This window comes from Celeribacter neptunius (genome assembly GCF_900113955.1).
Lineage (GTDB): Bacteria > Pseudomonadota > Alphaproteobacteria > Rhodobacterales > Rhodobacteraceae > Celeribacter > Celeribacter neptunius.
In genome coordinates this window covers 308,923-326,176 of record NZ_FORH01000003.1, presented here as the reverse complement: position 1 = coordinate 326,176, position 17,254 = coordinate 308,923, and the positions used below count along the sequence as shown (strand labels likewise).

The window sequence follows — 17,254 nt, the reverse complement described above, 5'->3', positions numbered from 1 at the left end:
ATGAAGGACGATGGCGCGCGCATGAAGTTCGACAATCCCCGCGCCGCATCTCATCAACCATCTATGTGTCCCAAACCGGTGAAACCCGCTCCACGTCCCGAGCGGGTTTCGCTGTTTTCCTATCTCCTTCGGTTTCGAAAAGACATTCTCTCCGCCCAGCCCGTGCGCCTCTACCGGGCCTGGATGGCGGAATTTCGCACGCCGTTCTTTCGCTCTTTCCTGTGCAACGATCCGGAGCTCATCGACCGGGTGCTGAGCGAGCGCCCGGAAGATTTTCCGAAATCGACCCGCTTGTTCGAGGGGCTGGTGCCACTTCTGGGGCATTCGATTTTCATCACCAACGGCGCGGAATGGCAGCGGCAACGCCGGATCATCGATCCGGCCTTCGAGAGTGGACGCCTGCGTGAGGTGTTCCCCGCCATGTGGGATGCCGCTGTGGCCGGGGGCGATCGTTTGGCGGAGATGGCCGACGGTCGGGTGATCGATGTCGAGCCGCAGATGAGCCATATCGCGCTCGATGTGATCTTCCGCACCCTGTTTTCCCTGCCGGTCGAGGATAGCACCGCACAGGCGGTGTTTGCCGCGTTCAAGGCCCATCAGGCTTCGCGCCCGATGATCAATTCTGCGTCTTTTCTGCCTTTGCCCCGCTGGGTGCCGCGGCTCAGATCACGCAAGACCCGCGAAAGCGCGTGGCAGATCCGCGATCTGATCCGTCAGCTGGTCGATGCCCGCGCGGAACAGATCGCGACCGGGACGGCGCCTGATGATCTCGCGACCCGGATCATGACCACGCGCGACCCCGAGAGCGGGTTCTGCTTCACACGCGAAGAGATGGTGGATCAGGTCGGGATTTTCCTTCTGGCCGGGCATGAGACCTCGGCGGCCGCTCTGGCCTGGGCGCTTTATCTTCTGGCGCTTTCGCCGAAGTGGCAGGATCGCCTGGCCGGTGAGGCACAACGTGCGATCGACCCGGAAAAGATCTATTTCTCGACCGTTTCAAAGCTTAAAACAGCGCGTGCAGTGTTTCGCGAGACGATGCGGCTCTACCCGCCGGTGCCGATGTATCTGCGCGAGGCGGCCTGTCCGACGCGGTTTCGCAGCCGCTCGGTGCCGAAGGGCGCGCAGGTGGTGATCAGCCCCTGGCATCTGCATCGTCACGAATTGTTCTGGCAAGACCCCGACGGGTTCGACCCCGGGCGGTGGGAAACGCCGGCGGGACGCGACAGCGCGCGCATCGCCTATCTGCCATTCTCGAAAGGCGCGCGGGTCTGTCCCGGATCGGCCTTTGCGATGACGGAGGGGCCGCTCATTCTGGCGATGCTGATGCGGCGCTACCGTGTCTCGCTGGATGAAGACAACCCGCCGGTTCCGGTGGCGCAACTGACCGTGCGGGGCCGGGACGGGATAAGGTTGCGTTTCACCCCGCGTCACCCGGACCAGGCCTGTGCCTGAGCCGGGCCGATCTGGAGGAGATCGATTGCCCGTGCTGCGATCTGCGCGCTGATTTCGCCGACGCTTTGCGGTTTCAGATAAAAGGCCGGGACGGGCGGCAGGACAATGGCGCCCATTTCGGTCACCGCCGTCATGTTGCGCAGATGCGCCAGCGTCAGGGGCGCCTCGCGGGTCAACAGGATCAGCGGCCTGCGTTCCTTGAGCTGGACCCCCGCTGCGCGGGTCAGAAGATTGTCGTCGAGCCCATGGGCAATGGCGGCCAGTGTGCGCATGGAGCAGGGCGCAATGATCATGCCATGAACCGGATGAGAGCCAGAGGCAATGGTGGCGCCCAGATCGTCGGGGGTGTGCCGTCGCGCGACCTTGGCGGTCAGATGTGCAAGCGCATCCGGCCCCAACTCCAATTCGAACGTCCGTGCCGCCATGGGGGAACAGACCAGATCGATTTCCACGCCGAGGCGGGAAAGCCCCGCGGCGCAATCACGGGCCAGCATGGCGCCGGAGGCTCCGGAGACGCCGAGGACCACCCGGCTCATAACCCGAGCTCCGACAGGATCGTCTCGGCGCGACTGACATGCTCGGGGCTGAGCTGCATCACCTTGCCCCAGTCCCGGCTGGTTTCGGTGCCGATCTTGGTTGTCGCATCGAGGCCGAGTTTACCGGAGAGCCCCTCTTTCTCAGAGGCGAAATCGAGATAGTCCATCGGTGTATCCTTCAGGATCATGACATCGCGGGCCGGGTCCATGCGGGTGGCCAGCGCCCAAGCCACATCGTCCCAGTTGCGCGGGTCGATGTCGCGGTCCACCACCACCAGCATCTTGGTATAGGAGAATTGTGGCAGCATGCCCCAGAGTGCGGCCATCACCCGCCGCGCCTGACCGGGGTAGCGCTTGTCGATCTGGATCACCGCCATGCGGTAGGAACAGGCAGCAGGCGGCAGCCAGAGGTCGGTCACTTCGGGGATCTGTGCCCGGATCACCGGCAGAGACAGCGTGTTGAAAACCTCGCCGATCACCGAGGGTTCATCGGGCGGCCGCCCGGTTACGGTGGTGAGATAGAGCGGGTCGCGCCGATGGGTGATCGCGGTGACCCGCATGACCGGAAAGGATTCCACCGAATTGTAATAGCCGGTGTGATCGCCAAAGGGGCCTTCGGGGGCGGTCTCGGTCGGGTCGATCCAGCCTTCGATGATGATCTCGGCATGGGCAGGGACGAGCAAGGGCACGGTCTGCGCCGTCACCAATTCGCTGCGCGCCCCACGCAACACGCCGGAAAAGGTCAGTTCCGACACGGTCTCGGGTAGCGGAAGCGCTGCGGAGAGAAGCGTTGCCGGGTCTGCACCGAGCGCGATTGCCACCGGCATGCGCGCGCCGGCTGCCAGCCATGTCCGGTGATGCGCCGCGCCGCCCCGATGGGCGAGCCAGCGCATGATCAGCCGATCCGGCCCCAGAACCTGCGTACGGTAGACGCCGAGATTGTAGCGGGCGGTCTGGTTCTGCGTGCTGTCCTGCGGCCGGGTGATGACAACCGGCCAGGTGATGAGCGGTCCGGCATCCTCGGGCCAGGGCGTCTGCACCGGCAGATCGGTGAGATCGGCGCCGCTTCCGATTTCCCGCACCACCTCCTGAACCGGCGCGCTGCGACGGATTTTCGGACGGGTGCGTAGCGCGGCCCTGAGCATTGGCCAGCGCGACAATGCATCTTTCATCCCCTCGATCGGCGCCGGCGCGCGCAGGGCGGCGAGAAACGCCCCCAACTCGGGTATTTCGCCAAGGCCGAGGCCGAGGCCGGCTGCGACGCGTTCCGGCGTGGCGAAAAGATTGCTGACGACGGGCATGGCGGTGCGTTGTCCCTGAACCGTGGCATGGTCAAAGCGCAAAACCGGGCCGCCACGGCGCAAGGCGGCGAGCTGGACGGCGGTCATTTCATGCTCGACGGCGACGGGGTGCGGTACAGGACGCAGATCGCCCTGGGCCTCGGCCCAGTCAAGAAAGGCGCGCAGATCGGAAAAGACGGGTAGGGATCGCATGAGTCTCTCGATTTTTTCTCTCGCTATCAGCAAGCGGCGCACTCCGGTTTGACGAAAATCAATCCCGGCGGCGCTCGGGCCACATAGAAGGGGGGAGAACCATGAGGAGCCCACATGCCCAGCGATGCCCCGCGCATTCCCCGCCCGGTAGGAATGGCGCTGAGACCTTTGCCGCTTCTGCCCCTGAGCCGGTTTCTTCAGAGCGTCACGACACGGATGATCAAGGATCACCCCGATATGTTGAGGCGTCTCGGAGACTATGCCGGGCGCAGGTTTCTGATCGACATTACCGATTTGCCCTATGTGCTTCTGCTCTGCCCTGCGCCCGGGCGGATGAGCGCGCATCGGCGTGGTGCGGCCCCGGAGCACGACGTGCGGCTGGCCGGGCCGCTGTCGCATTTTCTGGCGATGATGCACGGGGCCGAAGATGGCGATGCGCTGTTCTTCTCGCGTGATCTGACCGTGGAGGGCGATACCTCTGCCGCTCTGGCCCTGCGCAACGCGATGGATGATGCCGAGTTGGACCTGACCGAGGAACTGGCCGCGCTTTCAGGGCCGTTTGCCTCTGCCATGCGAGAGGCCTGTGCCCGCGCCGAGCGGTTCACCGGGCTGCATCTGCACCGCACCGATCCTTTTGGAGAGCTCATATGATGGAACTTGTCTGTCCCGCAGGCACCCCGGCGGCGTTGCGTGCGGCGGTAAAGGCCGGTGCTCATACGGTCTATTGCGGCTTTGCCGATGAAACCAATGCCCGCAATTTTCCGGGGCTGAATTTTTCGCGCGAGGATCTGGCAGAGGCGGTGCAGTTTGCCCATGTCCATGGCGCGAAAGTGCTGGTCGCGATCAACACGTTCCCGCGCGCGGGTGCCGAGGCGCTTTGGCATGCGGCCGTGCGGGACGCGGAACAGGCCGGGGCCGATGCGGTGATCCTCGCCGATCTCGGACTTCTGGACTATGCCGCGGAGCATCACCCGGCGCTGCGCCGGCACCTGTCGGTTCAGGCCGCCGCGGCCAATCCGGATGCGATCAATTTCTATGCCGAGACCTTTGGCGTGCGTCGTGTCGTGCTGCCGCGGGTGCTGACCGTGGCGGAAATCGCGGCGATCAATTCGGAAATCGATGTCGAGACCGAGGTGTTCGTCTTCGGCGGGCTCTGTGTCATGGCCGAGGGGCGCTGTTCGCTGTCCTCCTATGCGACAGGCAAATCGCCCAATATGAACGGTGTCTGTTCGCCCGCGAGCCATGTGGTCTATGCCGAGGAGGGCGGCGAGCTGGCGGCGCGGCTCGGGGGCTACACGATCCATCGTCGGCCCAAAGACGCCCCGGCGCCTTACCCGACCCTGTGCAAGGGCTGTTTCACCTCCGGGGCGCAGACCGGCCATATCTTTGAAGATCCGGTGAGCCTGGACGCGACGGAGCTGATCCCGCAACTGGCCAAGGCCGGGGTGACGGCGCTGAAGATCGAGGGGCGGCAACGCTCGCGGGCCTATGTCGCACAGGTGGTGCGGGCCTTTCGGGGCGCGGTGGAGGCCCAGGCGGCCGGTCAACCCTTGCCGAAATCGGCGCTTGCCAAACTGACCGAGGGTCAGGCCGCGACCACCGGCGCCTATGCCAAGACCTGGCGATAGGCCGCGACGATCGGCGGTGGCAACCGAGGAAAATAGCAGGACGAGAGCAGGAGAACGGCGGATGGATCTGACCATTGGACCGAACCAGTTTTTTTGGCAGGCAGAACAGCAGCGCGCCTTTTATGCTGCGCTGGCTGAGAGTGACGCGACACGTGTCGTTCTGGGAGAGGTCGTTTGTTCGAAGCGACTACCCTTCTGGCAGGCGGAGATTCCGCAGGCCGTCGAGGCGCTTTTGGCTGCGGGTAAGGAGGTCGCGCTGACCAGCCTCGGCTTGATCACGCTCAAGCGCGAACGCAAGCTCACGGCGGATCTGATGGACATGGGGCTGCCGATCGAGATCAACGATCTTTCGGCCTTGCAGAAGCTGCCCCAAGATCGGGAATTCTGGGTGGGGCCGCTGGTCAATGTCTATAATGACAGCGCCCTGCGGTTTTTGGCGCGGCGCGGGGCCACGCGGGTCTGTCTGCCGCCGGAATTGCCGATCGAGGCGGTGGCGGCGCTTTGCAGGGTTGGCGACGAGCTCGGTGTCGCGGTCGAGGTTTGGGGCCATGGCCGGCTGCCGCTGGCGATCTCCGGACGATGCTATCATGCACGGCTGCACGACCGGGCCAAGGACAATTGCCAGTTCGTCTGCGGCGAAGACCCGGACGGTCGGGAGGTGGAAACGCTCGACGATCAGAAATTCCTCGTCGTCAACGGCGTGCAGACCCTGAGCCACAGCACCGCGACGGTGGCGATGCAGATCACGGCATTGCAAGAGGCGGGAGTCTCCGCGATCCGGCTGTCGCCGCAGATCGGAGCATTCGACAGCTTGGTGTCGGGCTATGCCGATCGTCTCTCCGGCAAGATTTCCGGGCAGGATCTGGTGAGCAAACTCGAGGCTTTTGATCCGGCGATGGATCTGTCCGACGGGTTTCTGACCGGGGCCTTCGGGGCGGAATGGTCCGCCGAAGCCTCATAGCCTGTCTGACTCGCCCGGGTGAGCGTCGAGGATCGTCGCGATCATATCCGGGGTTTCCGGCCATTCGATGAAGGGCGGCAGGATCAGCCCCGAGAACCCGCTGCATTTGAAGGCGGCGGAAAGATCCTCGAGAACGTGTCCGGCGCGCTGGGCGAAGAACGTCAGGCAGATGGCCTGGCCCATTTCCTTTGCCACGTCGTTCAGGAAAGGGGGTTCTTCGACAAAGCCCACGCGGATTTCGCGAAATTCGATTTGTGCCCCGACCCGTTGCATCAGATCGCGGGTGGTCGTGGCATTGCGCGCCGAGGTCTGACCGCCATGTGCCGCGATGAGCAGGCCGGTCTCGGCGCTGCGCCAGCCTTTTGCGGCGAGAACCCGGGACAGTCGGGTGGCAACCAGACCGGGCAGTTCCGGTGAGACCCCGAAAGGGGGCAGAATTCGCAGATCGAACGGGGCGGCCCGTTTGGCCAGAATATGCTGGATGAAATGCCCGTCGGACATGAAAAAGGGAAAGATCTGCGGGCGGCCCAGCTGTGCTACTCTCGCCTCGAACTGCCCGGGAGCGGCCAGCGTGGCGCCCGCGACGGTGAGATCCGGCCGCTTCTGCGCGACCTGCCGGGCCAGTGCGTTGACTGCCATCTCCTGCGGCTCCGGGTCCGAGGGACTGCCATGGGTGACGATCAGAACGCTTTGAGCTGTCATGTCAGTGACTGGTCCCATCGGAAAAGGTGATCTTGTTCCAGACATTGTATTTGCCCGAAGGTTTCTTCATCGGCAGGCGGCGCACCTCCTCGAGGGTCTCGGCGTCATAGACGATGACCGCGCCGTCATCCTCCCAGATCGACACGAGCGCATATTTCCCGTCGCGGGTGAACTCGATATGCGCGACGGTTTTCCCGGGCGCCGGATCGAGCGTCTTGACGATCTCGAGGCTTTCCTTGTCGATGATATGCATCTTGTCCTTGTTGGGCCCGAAGAACACATCGGCCCAGAGATAGGGCGTGTTCTCATGGCTGCGCAGAAAGAACCCGGGTCCCGCAGTCTTGATTTCCCTGGTGATGGTCCAGCTGTCCATGTCTATCACGCTGAGCACGCCTTCGCTCAGATGCGGCGTGGCCATGACGCGTTTGCCGCCGGACATGAAGCTGATCCCGGAGCCCAGATGCGGCATGCCCGGCAGCGGCAGATCGGCAATCTCGCGACCTGCGTCGAGGCTGACGACGACACCGGTTTCCGCCCCGCGATTGGCGCCGATGAGATGGGCGTAGTCCGGGGTAAAGAAAAAGTCGTCAAGCGGGGCGCTGACGTCGATCCGGCGGTGTTCGAACAGGGCTTCGGGTTTGGTGAAGACCTCCCAGATTTCCGGCGAATCCTTGAGCGCGAGAATGAAGCTTGCACGTTGTGGCGCCTGATAGACGGCGGAGACCCGGCTGCTGCCGCCGCTCACGGTGTCGATCGGCAGGACCTCGGCCACGCTCAGGTCTTTGGTGGACAGGAGCGTCAGGGTATGTGGCAGGTAATTGGCGACCGCCAGCCATTTGCCATCCGAACTCATTGCGATGTTGCGGCTGTTGACACCTGCGCGCACGCGCCCGACCTCCTGCAAGGCCCAGATGTCATATTTCTGGACCCAGCCATCGCGGGACATGACGAAGACATAATGGCCGTCGGGGCTGAATTTCGGGCCGCCATGCACGGCAAAGGGCGTGGCAAAGCGGTCGAGCACCTCGAATGTATCGCCGTCGAGCACGCTGACATGGTGGTCGCCGGTCTCCACCACAAGCGTGATGTTCATCGGATCGGCTGAGAAGACCGGGGCTGCGACGGGCGTGTAGTCGGGCGACAGGGCCCGCGTCGCCTCGATCTCATCGGCGGTCCAGCGCGGGATGTCGGGCAGGGCAGATTTGACATAGGACGCCACGGCGTCGATTTCCGCAGCGCTCAAAGTGTCGCGAAAGGCGGGCATCTGGGTGGCCACCCGACCATTGGTGATGGTCTCGCCCAAAGCGTTGCCGCGCAAACGCCCGATGGTTTCGGGGATCAGCGCCGGGCCGGTGCCGCCCAATCGGCTTTCGGCGTGGCAGGAGGCGCAGAGGTCCATGTAGATCTCTGCGCCATCGGGGTCGGCGAGGGCGGGGCTGGCGAGCAAGGCCAGTGTGGCGCCGAGGATGCCGGCGCGCCGCCCTGTTCGAAACACATCAGAAAAAGCGATAGGCGGGGTCATGGCTCTTGCCTCTGAACGGGGTGACGGTGAGACGCTCGGCATCCGCGATACCGAGTTCTACGTTGGACATGTAACAGGCGGGATCTTCGGCCCAGGGATCGCCGGAGACCTGAAGGGCCCGGATCCGGGTGTTGCCGCCGCACACATGTTTGAAGGCACAATCGCCACAGCGGCCTTTCAGCGGCCGGGGGCGCTGTCGCAGCGTGGCGAGCATCCGGTCGTCGCCGGTCCACAGCTCGGTGAATGGCGTTTCCTTGACATTGCCGATCTTGTAGGCGGACCAGTAAGTGTCGGGATGCACGTCCCCGACCGGGTCGATATTGGCGACGCCGAGGCCGGAGGAATTGCCACCCCAGGCTTCGAGATGATGTTCGACATGTGCGGCCTGATCCGCGCCGAAGTTCCGACGCACCCAATGCAGGAAATAGACCGCATCCGTGTCGTTATTGCCGGTGACGATCTCGAGCGGGCGATGGTTCGACACATCCTCCCAGGCGCGTTCGATCAGCCTGTCCAGCGCGTTGCGGGCCCGGAGATGTTCGGTGTCTTCGCCGCGGTTCTTGTCGCCGCGCCCGGCATAGACCAGATGCGAGAGATAGAATTTGTCGACCCCCTCGCTGTCGCAGAGCGCCAGCATGTCGTCGAGCATATGGGCGTTCTGTTCCGTGATGGTGAAGCGCAGACCGACCTTGATGTCGCGTTTCTTGCAGGCGCGCACGCCGGCCATGGCCTGATCGAATGCGCCTTCGCCACCCCGGAACCAGTCGTTGAAATCCTTGAGCCCGTCGATCGAGATCCCGACATAGTCAAAGTTCAGATCGGCGACCCTGTCGGCCTGTTCCCGGTTGATCTTGGTGCCATTGGTGGACAGGGCCAAGTGCCGGAAATTCAACTGTCGGGCGTAGCCGGCGAGATCGAAGAAATCGGCACGTGACAGGGGCTCGCCTCCCGACAGGATCAGGGCAGGGAGACCGAAGCTGTTCAGATCGTCGAGGACGCCCTGCGCTTGCTCAGAGCTGAGCTCCCATGGAAACTGCACATCGGCCGATGTGGTGTAGCAATGGCGACAGCGCAGATTGCAGCGCCGCGTCAGGTTCCAGATGACCACGGGTTTGACGCCGCCCGTACCGCGGCGGGTCCGCACGGGGGTCGGGGCGACAAGCTCGCGCATGTATTGGGTGAGGCGAAACATGGGTCAGGCTCCCGTTTTGAGACGCATGCCGGTCTTTTTCAGGATGCGTGAGGAATAGAGAATGTCGTGACTGCGGCAGGCTGCTCCGAGGAGCGACAGCACTTCGAGCCGATGCGCTTCCACGTCGCTGCGCTCGGAGCCATGCAGCATCGCAAACAGGTTGTAGGGCCAGTCCGGCAGGGCGCGCGGGCGCAGGTAGCAATGGCTGACGAAGGCCAGGGCACCGATTTGTGCGCCGAGCACATCCGCCATGTCGTCATCGACATCCCAGACGCTCATGCCATTCGCGGTCATGCCGAGCGCATAGTGATTGGGGGCGACGCCGATGCGTCGGACGACGCCGGTTTCCTGCAGACGCGCGAAACGTCTGAGGACTTCGTCTTCGCTCACCCCGATCTCACGAGCGATCTCGGCGAAAGGTCTGGGCGAGAGCGGCAAACCGGCCTGGGTCGCACTCAGCAGTCTGCGGTCTGTCGCGTCGAGGGTCATGCTGTCACCTTGAAGCCGATGAAAAATTCCTTGAGTTTCGGAAAGCGCAGAACCGGCAGTCCCGTCTCCGCTTCGATCCGATCCGCCACTTGTCCGATCCCTTCCGGCCGATCGCAGGCCAGAACGAACCACATGTTCAAGCGGTGGATGCGTTGATAATTATGCGCCACCTCCGGGTGGGCATTGACCAAAGTCACGACCGCGTCAAAACGAGGCTCCGGCACGTCCATGGCGCAGAGGCAAAAGGCGCCGCCCATGGCCGCGGCATCGAGAAACGGACCGAAACGCGTGATCGCGCCGATGTCTCGCAAACGCGCGATGCGCAGGAGAACGGCAGCTTCGGTCAGGCCGAGTTCGGCGGCAATGCCGGCAAACGGACGGGAGGTGATCGGCAGACCATCCTGCAACATGTTGATCAATGTGCGGTCGGCAGTGTCGAGGGCGTCATGGGGAAGAGGCTCGCGTCGCATCTCAGGCCACCTTCGAATTCTTGGCAAAGCGCGCACCGGTCTGCTTGTAACAGCGCACCGAGAACAGCGGTTCATGGGCGCATCCCGCCAGTTCCGGGAGGGCGGCGGCGCGCGACAGGAGCGCGAGCGCCTCGTCCCGGCTGCGGGCGTGGATCATGGAATAGAGGCCATACTCCCAGGTGCCGGGAATGCTGCGCCGCTGATAGCACAGGGTGATGCCCGGACAGGCGGCAAGCGCGGTCCCGGCCGCGATCATCCGGTCCTCGGGGACATTCCAGACCACCATTGCATTCGAGGACCAGCCGATGGAGCGGTGGCGCACGATGATCCCGATCCGGGTCAGGATACCGGCCTCATGCAGGGTGCCGATCCGTGCGATCACCTCTGTCTCGGATCGGTTGAGGGCCTGAGCCAATGCAGCAAACGGGCGTGATGTCAGGTCGAGACCGCGTGACAGCGCCTCAAGCAGCGGGCGGTCGGTCGGTTGCAGGATCGAGACATCCGGGTCCGCCTGTCGCGGAGTGTTGTGATAGGCACCATCGAGGGCAAACCCGAGATCAATGTTGAACGGGCGCACCAGACGCAGATCAAGCACATCGATCCCGGTGTCCGTGCGGATCTGGTGCAGCGTCTGCTCGAGCTCAGCGGTATTCGGCGCCGTCAGGACGAACCAGAGGTTGAACTCATGCTCGCGCAGATAGGAATGGTTCACGCCGGGTTCTTCCGAGATGCGGTTGGCGACCTCTTCGAGCCGTTCTTCCGGAATACGCATGGCGGCGAGGGTCGAGGCACCGGCGGTGTTCGGACGCACCGTCGCGCCGACCCGGGCAATGCGCCCCTCGGCCTGCATGGCCCTGAGACGGGTGAGGACCTCCGCTTCGCTGCTGCCGCATTGTGCCGCGATCCAGGCGAAGGGGCGCAGATGAAGCGGGAAGTCGCGTTGGAAGCTGTTCAGGAGGGATTGATCGAGTGGTGGGAGACGGGACAACATGGGTCACAATCCCGGCTGATGCGCGCGCGCGGTGAAAAAGATCCCGGATGGTGCCTGGGCCGGGATTTCGGCCTTTTTCTCAAAGCTCCTGGTGTCGTAGACGACGATCTTGTCCTCATCGCGGACCGAGACCCAGACCTCGGCCCCGCGTGGCGCAAACTCCATGTGCAGCACGGCTTTGCCCGGTTCCAGGGTCTTGACGATCTCATGGGTGCGACTGTCGACCACCTGTACCACGCCATTGCGCGGGGTGGCAAAATTGACCCAGACATAGGGGGAGGCGGGCTGCGAGATGACGAAGACCGGCTGGCCGTGCATCTCGGTGCGACCGGTTTCCTCGAGCGTCTCACGATCCACCCACAAAAGCGCATATTGCCCGACCGCGGGCAGGACGAACTGCCCCTCGGTGAAGGCCCAGCCCTGAAGGTGCGGCATTTTATAGACCGGCATGTCCTCGTGATCCTTGCCGTAGTTTTCGAGGAATCGTTGCGGGGCGGGCGGGGTCTGCCACAGATCGATGGCGGTGACGCCTTTCTCGCCGAACAACCCGATCAGATAGGTATGGGCATCATCGGTGACGACGGCATCGAACGGGTTCTTGCCGACGACACCGAGATTGGTGATCATCGGTTCCGGGCCGGAGAAATCGCCCAGAAAGGCTTCGCCGGTGTCCCAGACGGTCCAGATGAAGCGGCGACCGGGCAGGTCGGCCAGGCCGATGGTCTTGCCGTCGGCGGGCACATCGGCAACCAGCTCGAGCGTTTCCGCGTCGAAGACCTTGACGCCACCCGGTGTGTAATTGGAGACGGCGACCAGTTCGCCATCATCCGAAATCGCGCCGCCGATCGAATTGCCGGCCTGGATGGTCCGGGCGACGATCTTTTGGGTCAGCATGTCGATCTTGGTGAGCCCGCCGTCGCGTCCGAACACATAGGCGTAATGCTCATCGGGGCTGTAGGTCATCGACGCATGCGACATGTCGCCGAGCCCTTCGACGCGACCGATGGCGGCATGGTCCGAGCGATCGACCACGAGTGCGGAGCCGGTGGCGCGCTCCACGATCAGCCCGAGATCGCCCGTTGCGCAGCAGGGGCCCTCGGCGAGGGCAAGCCCGGGCAGGAGCGCGAGCGCGGTTGCCAGGAGGAAATGTTTCATTGGTCGTCTTCCCTGTTCAAAAGAAATTCGGCGATCCAGAGCGCCTCGTTTTCGGTCAGGATCGGGCGCCATGGCGGCATGGCCGTCTCCGGGACACCGTCGAGGATGATCGAAGAGAGGACCTCGGGCGGAACCCCGTCGACCGCCGCGCGGGTGAGCGGGCTGCCCAGCCCGCCTTTCAGGGTCAGCCCGTGGCAGGACCCGCAATCCTGGATCACCATATGCTCGAGCTCGGCCGCCCGTCCGGTGTCGACCAGCGGCTCCGCAAAACCGGCGCCGGGCAGGGCAAGACAGAAGAGAAGCAGGAAACGGTCAGGCATCGGCGGTCGGTCTGGGTTGCATGTTGGCGAGAGAGGCGGCGTGGTCCGGGTGAAGCGAGACGACATGGCCGATGACGAAGAGCACGGGGCCGTCGAGCGGCTTGTTTTCGAGATCGATCGCAATGTTTTGCAGGGAAGAGATCAGCCGTGCCTCACGCGGTGTCGTGGCGGATGCGATGGCCATTACCGGCAGCGGGCCGGGCATGCCATGGGCGATGAGACGGCTGGCGATCTCGGCAACATTCATCGCCCCCATATAGACGACGAGCGTGGTGTCGACGTTGGCGAGGCTGGCCCAGTCGAGATCCAGATGCGCGTCTCGGGCACGATGTCCGGTGACATAGCGCACCCCCGTCGCCAGACCGCGATGGGTCAATGGCACGCCGGAGGAACAGGCCGCGCCCTGGGCCGAGGTGATGCCGGGGACATAGCTCACCTCAATCGCCGCTGCACGCAGGTCCGCGGCCTCTTCCGAACCGCGTCCGAAAATCAGCGGGTCGCCGCCTTTGAGGCGGACCACACAGTGGCCTTGCCGTGCCTCGCTCAGGAGGAGGCGATTGATCTCGTCTTGCGGTACGCGATGGCATTTCGGGGCTTTGCCGACATCGATGCGCCGGGTGCCGCGTGGCACCAGCGCCATGATCTCCGGGCTGACCAGACGGTCGAACACGATGACATCCGCGCTCCGAATGGCGTTCAACGCCTTGATCGTCAACAGATCCGGGTCGCCGGGTCCGGCCCCGACAAGGATGACCTTGCCATGCGGCGAAGGGGGAATTGGCTGGTCTTGCACTGGCTCGAATTTCATATCGCGGTCCCGCTACGACTTGGTTTCAAAGTCGCACGCATGGAGGCTCGAAGCGCGATGACCGATATCCGATCCGTCCGCCGGATCGCGTGCGGCGGGGCAGAGTGCTCGCCATCTTGCGATCGGGAGCGGGATATCATGTCGATGGATCGGCCCGATCAGCTCGGAATTCCGAACACCATCCAGTGGGTGAGACTGGGAAAACCTGATCCGATTTGCGATGTCATCGCCTTGACTTTCGTTAAGAAAGACGAGGGTGGAGCAATCGATCGGGCCTCTGTCGGGCCAGATCGCGGTCCGGTAGTTTCAGCCGGTAGTCTCGACACAGGACAGACTGTGATCGAACCACTCGAGCATGGAAGCGACAGTGGCGGGGACCTCAACGGCCAGGCCACCGGAAAATGTCTGAAAGGCTTCGAGGTTCAGGCTGTTGACCCCTACGAGCACGGGGATCTCCCGCATCAGGGCATCTGCGATAACCGGGCGAAAGCCGCGGCCTTCCGCTTCGTGTTTGCCGAATTTGTTCACGATGAGACAGTCCGGGACGTGGCTGAGCTCTTCAGTGGCGATGTCGGTGGAGACCTGCGCCACTGCCGTCTCCAGGGCATTCGGATCAAGCCGGCATCCTCGGGCGTGGGCGCCGCGATGTTGAGAAATGCGCAGGATCGGGCCCAGGGGCAGGACCTTGATGTCCATGTCGCACGGGCCGCCTCCGGGACGGTCGGTATTAATCTGAACCGTGCCCGCAGGCCGGAAACCGCGCGACATCAGTCTGTTCGCAACCTGAATCAGCAGGCCGTCCATATCGCCGCGGCCCGGCGCCATCGTGTAGGCGATTTTCATGTTTGTAGCCTTTCAGTTCTCGCAAAAGGGTAAGAATTCCACCACCGCTCCGGCGGGTAGGGCGTCTTGTCCCGAGGGGATGAAGATGAAGCCATCGGCCTGCGGCAGGCCCGCGACGCGCGCGGAATGCGTTGCGCTGTCAAAGGTGACCAGTTCCCGTCCGGCACCGTCGAAACCGACAAGCCGGGCCGGGCGCAGTTCGCAGCGGCTGGCGTGGCAGCGCAGCGAGGCGCTCGTGACGACATGTCGTTTGCGGTGGTTTGGCGTCTCCTCTGTGCATAAATGTGCCAGGAGCGCTTGCCCGAACAGGGTCCATGTGGTCAGCGCGGATACCGGATTACCGGGCAGGCCGAGCCAGATCGACTGGCGGAGTTTGCCGAGCGTCACCGGCTTTCCCGGTTTGATCGCGACGCCGCTGAACCAGAGATCGGCGCCAAGTTCGAGCATAGCCGGTTTCACATGGTCCTTGTCGCCGACCGAAATGCCGCCGGTGGTGACGATGAGATCCGAAGCATCCGCCATTTCGTCGAGGAGGCGGCGCAATTTGTCCGGATCATCGCCGGTTCTGTGGCATGCAATCAGCGAAATGCGCGCATCGGTCAGAGCCGATTGCAGCATCGGCGTGTTGACGTCGCGGATTTCCGCAGCAGCCAGGGTCGTGCCGGGTTCGCGAATTTCATTGCCCGTGACAATCAGCGCGACGCGGAGTTTCCTGCGGACGATAACCTCATCTGCCCCGGCGGCCGCCAGGGCCGCGATCTCGCGCGGACCGAGTCTTTTGCCGGGAGAAAGGATGATGTCGCCGGGGGACATGTCCTCGCCTCGCTTGCGTACGTTTTCCCCGACCAGCGGCCTGAAATCGAGGCGGAACCGGTCGCCTTGCCGTTCGATCCGTTCCTGCATCACCACCGTATCGGCTCCGTGGGGCAGGGGGGCGCCGGTAAAGATCCGACTGGCCTCGCCGGGGCTCAGCGACTTTCCCTCGCCGAGGCTTCCCGCCGTTACCTCGTCGACGATGTTCAGATGCCACGGTCCCTGTCCGGTCAGGCTTTTCGAGGAGAGCGCATATCCGTCCATCGCGGAGGCATCGAACGGTGGTGTGGCGCCCTGTGCATGTATCGCCTCAGCGAGAACACGCCCATGCGCTTGGCCGAGCGGGAGGGTTTCGGTCCCCGCGATCGGCCGGCCGCACAAGGATGCAATCCGTTCAAGCGCGGTATCGATGCTCGGTAGACCATTGGGGTCCTCGGATGTGTCACAACCACATCCGAGGCTCTCGAACTTTTGTGTTGGGATCATTGGATAGCCGGGCCTGAGTGTTCTCAACGCACCATCGTCTGAATTCGACGGGTGATCATTTTGTTTCGCAACGTGGTGAGGTCGTCTTCGGTCAATCGCGCCTTTGCGAAGGGCAGGAGCAGGGCGTTTTCTACGATGATGTGCTGGCGCAACTGATGGGAAAATGCCCGCAGTTCTGTTCGCTCCTGCTCTGTCGCACGGCGATGGGCATCATGCAGCACCTCCAATGTCCTGCGTATCGCGGGCAATTGTTCCGACAAGATCAGATGCTCCCGGTGAAGACGCTCCAGTGTGACCTCAATCTCGTCGTCCGGGGTGCAGCGCGCCAGGATGAGCGCGGCGAGGTCCTCCTCCTCGTCCTTGACCAAAAGCGGAACTTCATTGGACAGGGCGCGTAAGACGTTCGAAATTTCGATCTTCTTGGGAAGCGGCGTATCGGCGATATGGTCGATCTGATCGCACACGGCACGCATGTGCATATGGTCTTCCTTGATGAACTCCAGCGGCTCTTCCAGCAATTCCAGCTTGGTGGCATCATCCCCGGGATTGCCGCGGCGCGTATTCGAAATCACGGATTTCATGGATATTCCTCCTCTAACGTCCCATCCATATCTACGCCCGAGATTTCGGCGCTGGCGACGAGGGTTTGCGCAAAGGCTTTTGCGGCTTTTGTCCAGGCGGCTTTTTCCAACGCCTGCGCGATCTGCTCTCTGACAGCCTCGTAAGGCAGTTCGGATCCGGCGGCACAGGCGTCCATCCGAATGACATGCCAGCCATGGCGGCTCAGAACCGGCTCCGTCGTGATCTCTCCCTCTGCCAGCACACGTAAGACGGCCTCGAATTCGGGCACCGTATCGCCCGGGCCGAGCTGTCCGAGGGCGCCGCCCGATGATTTCGATCCGCAGTCGCTATGTTCGCTGGCCAGACGGGCAAAATGTTTCGGGGTGGCCAATGCCTCGCGTGTGAGCTCGCCTGCGCGCCTTTCGGCGTGGTTGCGGGCCTCTTCGTCGCGCGGATCGCAGGCACAGAGGATGTGGGACACCTCCCAGAGCGGCGGCGCCTTGAAACGTGCCGGATCGCGCGCCCATTCGGCACGGATTTCGGCATCGCCGGGGGGCGCAACCTCGACGGCCTGTTCGAGAAGGCCCCTGATCAGGGCCTCCTCGTCGGTTTCGAAACGACCGGGGCCGATCTCTTCGGGCAGGGTCGTGATCCCACGCCGCTGTGCCTCCTGCAACATCAGGGTGCGCATTGTGATGGCCTTCGCGGCCTTGCGCCAGGCTATGCCGGGTTTTCCTTTCGGCGCCTCGTGGTTCTGGGCCTCTGCCGCAATCAGATGATGGGGCACGGTTTCGCCATTGACGACCAGATCTGGAAAAAGCGTGGTGTTCAT

19 protein-coding genes are annotated in these 17,254 nt (G+C 63.4%); 4 read left to right on the top strand and 15 right to left on the bottom strand.

Going from position 1 to position 17,254, the window contains the following annotated elements; genetic code table 11:
- Positions 1-21: 21 nt before the first annotated feature.
- Complete coding sequence (locus BM151_RS10310) at positions 22-1,452, top strand: cytochrome P450 (RefSeq protein ID WP_425429544.1); 1,431 nt, start codon at positions 22-24, stop codon at positions 1,450-1,452.
- On the opposite strand, the gene BM151_RS10305 is transcribed toward BM151_RS10310, so the two are convergent.
- Together BM151_RS10305 and BM151_RS10300 are read right to left on the bottom strand one after the other, a co-directional pair.
- Positions 1,428-1,988, bottom strand: a complete 561-nt coding sequence (locus BM151_RS10305; RefSeq protein ID WP_090060623.1) for a UbiX family flavin prenyltransferase — start codon at positions 1,986-1,988, stop codon at positions 1,428-1,430. The genes BM151_RS10310 and BM151_RS10305 overlap by 25 nt on opposite strands.
- Positions 1,985-3,481, bottom strand: a complete 1,497-nt coding sequence (locus BM151_RS10300) for a UbiD family decarboxylase (RefSeq protein ID WP_090060622.1) — start codon at positions 3,479-3,481, stop codon at positions 1,985-1,987. The genes BM151_RS10305 and BM151_RS10300 overlap by 4 nt, the downstream gene beginning before the upstream one ends.
- Positions 3,482-3,595: 114 nt before the next feature.
- On the opposite strand from BM151_RS10300, the gene ubiT reads away from it, so the two are divergent.
- From ubiT to ubiV, 3 genes are all read left to right on the top strand, one after another.
- Positions 3,596-4,132: a ubiquinone anaerobic biosynthesis accessory factor UbiT gene (gene ubiT, locus BM151_RS10295; protein WP_090060621.1), complete on the top strand. Its 537-nt coding sequence runs from the start codon at positions 3,596-3,598 to the stop codon at positions 4,130-4,132.
- Entirely contained in the window at positions 4,132-5,109 is a 978-nt protein-coding gene (gene ubiU / locus BM151_RS10290; RefSeq protein ID WP_090060766.1) for a ubiquinone anaerobic biosynthesis protein UbiU, read from the top strand. Before ubiT ends, ubiU begins: the two co-directional genes overlap by 1 nt.
- A 61-nt stretch (positions 5,110-5,170) precedes the next feature.
- Complete coding sequence (gene ubiV / locus BM151_RS10285) at positions 5,171-6,070, top strand: ubiquinone anaerobic biosynthesis protein UbiV (RefSeq protein ID WP_090060620.1); 900 nt, start codon at positions 5,171-5,173, stop codon at positions 6,068-6,070.
- Here the strand turns inward: ubiV and BM151_RS10280 are convergent.
- The 13 genes from BM151_RS10280 to BM151_RS10220 all read right to left on the bottom strand — a co-directional run bounded on the left by BM151_RS10280 (position 6,065) and on the right by BM151_RS10220 (position 17,254).
- Positions 6,065-6,772, bottom strand: a complete 708-nt coding sequence (locus BM151_RS10280) for a sirohydrochlorin chelatase (RefSeq protein ID WP_090060619.1) — start codon at positions 6,770-6,772, stop codon at positions 6,065-6,067. The genes ubiV and BM151_RS10280 overlap by 6 nt on opposite strands.
- A gap of 1 nt (position 6,773) precedes the next feature.
- The gene (locus tag BM151_RS10275) at positions 6,774-8,294 is read right to left on the bottom strand and encodes a nitrite reductase (RefSeq protein WP_090060618.1); all 1,521 of its coding nucleotides are present in this window, start codon (positions 8,292-8,294) and stop codon (positions 6,774-6,776) included.
- The gene (gene nirJ / locus BM151_RS10270; protein WP_090060617.1) at positions 8,269-9,486 is read right to left on the bottom strand and encodes a heme d1 biosynthesis radical SAM protein NirJ; all 1,218 of its coding nucleotides are present in this window, start codon (positions 9,484-9,486) and stop codon (positions 8,269-8,271) included. The genes BM151_RS10275 and nirJ overlap by 26 nt, the downstream gene beginning before the upstream one ends.
- A 3-nt stretch (positions 9,487-9,489) precedes the next feature.
- A complete protein-coding gene (ahbB, locus tag BM151_RS10265) occupies positions 9,490-9,975 on the bottom strand; it encodes a siroheme decarboxylase subunit beta (RefSeq protein ID WP_090060616.1) in 486 nt (161 codons plus the stop codon).
- Positions 9,972-10,445 carry an Lrp/AsnC family transcriptional regulator gene (locus BM151_RS10260; protein ID WP_090060615.1) on the bottom strand — a complete coding sequence of 158 codons (474 nt, stop codon included), beginning with the start codon at positions 10,443-10,445 and terminating at the stop codon, positions 9,972-9,974. Before BM151_RS10260 ends, ahbB (BM151_RS10265) begins: the two co-directional genes overlap by 4 nt.
- Before the next feature lies 1 nt (position 10,446).
- Entirely contained in the window at positions 10,447-11,436 is a 990-nt protein-coding gene (ahbB, locus tag BM151_RS10255; RefSeq protein ID WP_090060614.1) for a siroheme decarboxylase subunit beta, read from the bottom strand.
- Between the two features lie 3 nt (positions 11,437-11,439).
- Entirely contained in the window at positions 11,440-12,591 is a 1,152-nt protein-coding gene (locus tag BM151_RS10250) for a cytochrome D1 domain-containing protein (RefSeq protein ID WP_090060613.1), read from the bottom strand.
- Positions 12,588-12,911, bottom strand: coding sequence for a c-type cytochrome (locus BM151_RS10245; RefSeq protein ID WP_090060612.1), 324 nt, complete (start codon positions 12,909-12,911; stop codon positions 12,588-12,590). The genes BM151_RS10250 and BM151_RS10245 overlap by 4 nt, the downstream gene beginning before the upstream one ends.
- Entirely contained in the window at positions 12,904-13,719 is an 816-nt protein-coding gene (gene cobA / locus BM151_RS10240) for a uroporphyrinogen-III C-methyltransferase (protein WP_090060611.1), read from the bottom strand. Before cobA ends, BM151_RS10245 begins: the two co-directional genes overlap by 8 nt.
- A 306-nt stretch (positions 13,720-14,025) precedes the next feature.
- Positions 14,026-14,562: a DUF2478 domain-containing protein gene (locus tag BM151_RS10235; RefSeq protein ID WP_090060610.1), complete on the bottom strand. Its 537-nt coding sequence runs from the start codon at positions 14,560-14,562 to the stop codon at positions 14,026-14,028.
- A gap of 12 nt (positions 14,563-14,574) precedes the next feature.
- The gene (locus BM151_RS10230; protein WP_090060609.1) at positions 14,575-15,861 is read right to left on the bottom strand and encodes a molybdopterin molybdotransferase MoeA; all 1,287 of its coding nucleotides are present in this window, start codon (positions 15,859-15,861) and stop codon (positions 14,575-14,577) included.
- Between the two features lie 23 nt (positions 15,862-15,884).
- The gene (locus tag BM151_RS10225) at positions 15,885-16,442 is read right to left on the bottom strand and encodes a hemerythrin domain-containing protein (RefSeq protein WP_090060608.1); all 558 of its coding nucleotides are present in this window, start codon (positions 16,440-16,442) and stop codon (positions 15,885-15,887) included.
- Complete coding sequence (locus BM151_RS10220) at positions 16,439-17,254, bottom strand: peptidylprolyl isomerase (protein ID WP_090060607.1); 816 nt, start codon at positions 17,252-17,254, stop codon at positions 16,439-16,441. Before BM151_RS10220 ends, BM151_RS10225 begins: the two co-directional genes overlap by 4 nt.

Excerpts from the sequence above, each read along its gene's own strand:
- BM151_RS10310 (WP_425429544.1), top strand. The coding sequence starts at position 22 with ATGAAGTTCGACAATCCCCGCGCCGCATCTCATCAACCATCTATGTGT.
- BM151_RS10305 (WP_090060623.1), bottom strand. The coding sequence starts at position 1,988 with ATGAGCCGGGTGGTCCTCGGCGTCTCCGGAGCCTCCGGCGCCATGCTG.
- BM151_RS10300 (WP_090060622.1), bottom strand. The coding sequence starts at position 3,481 with ATGCGATCCCTACCCGTCTTTTCCGATCTGCGCGCCTTTCTTGACTGG.
- ubiT (WP_090060621.1), top strand. The coding sequence starts at position 3,596 with ATGCCCAGCGATGCCCCGCGCATTCCCCGCCCGGTAGGAATGGCGCTG.
- ubiU (WP_090060766.1), top strand. The coding sequence starts at position 4,132 with ATGGAACTTGTCTGTCCCGCAGGCACCCCGGCGGCGTTGCGTGCGGCG.
- ubiV (WP_090060620.1), top strand. The coding sequence starts at position 5,171 with ATGGATCTGACCATTGGACCGAACCAGTTTTTTTGGCAGGCAGAACAG.
- BM151_RS10280 (WP_090060619.1), bottom strand. The coding sequence starts at position 6,772 with ATGACAGCTCAAAGCGTTCTGATCGTCACCCATGGCAGTCCCTCGGAC.
- BM151_RS10275 (WP_090060618.1), bottom strand. The coding sequence starts at position 8,294 with ATGACCCCGCCTATCGCTTTTTCTGATGTGTTTCGAACAGGGCGGCGC.
- nirJ (WP_090060617.1), bottom strand. The coding sequence starts at position 9,486 with ATGTTTCGCCTCACCCAATACATGCGCGAGCTTGTCGCCCCGACCCCC.
- ahbB (WP_090060616.1), bottom strand. The coding sequence starts at position 9,975 with ATGACCCTCGACGCGACAGACCGCAGACTGCTGAGTGCGACCCAGGCC.
- BM151_RS10260 (WP_090060615.1), bottom strand. The coding sequence starts at position 10,445 with ATGCGACGCGAGCCTCTTCCCCATGACGCCCTCGACACTGCCGACCGC.
- ahbB (WP_090060614.1), bottom strand. The coding sequence starts at position 11,436 with ATGTTGTCCCGTCTCCCACCACTCGATCAATCCCTCCTGAACAGCTTC.
- BM151_RS10250 (WP_090060613.1), bottom strand. The coding sequence starts at position 12,591 with ATGAAACATTTCCTCCTGGCAACCGCGCTCGCGCTCCTGCCCGGGCTT.
- BM151_RS10245 (WP_090060612.1), bottom strand. The coding sequence starts at position 12,911 with ATGCCTGACCGTTTCCTGCTTCTCTTCTGTCTTGCCCTGCCCGGCGCC.
- cobA (WP_090060611.1), bottom strand. The coding sequence starts at position 13,719 with ATGAAATTCGAGCCAGTGCAAGACCAGCCAATTCCCCCTTCGCCGCAT.
- BM151_RS10235 (WP_090060610.1), bottom strand. The coding sequence starts at position 14,562 with ATGAAAATCGCCTACACGATGGCGCCGGGCCGCGGCGATATGGACGGC.
- BM151_RS10230 (WP_090060609.1), bottom strand. The coding sequence starts at position 15,861 with ATGATCCCAACACAAAAGTTCGAGAGCCTCGGATGTGGTTGTGACACA.
- BM151_RS10225 (WP_090060608.1), bottom strand. The coding sequence starts at position 16,442 with ATGAAATCCGTGATTTCGAATACGCGCCGCGGCAATCCCGGGGATGAT.
- BM151_RS10220 (WP_090060607.1), bottom strand. The coding sequence starts at position 17,254 with ATGAACACCACGCTTTTTCCAGATCTGGTCGTCAATGGCGAAACCGTG.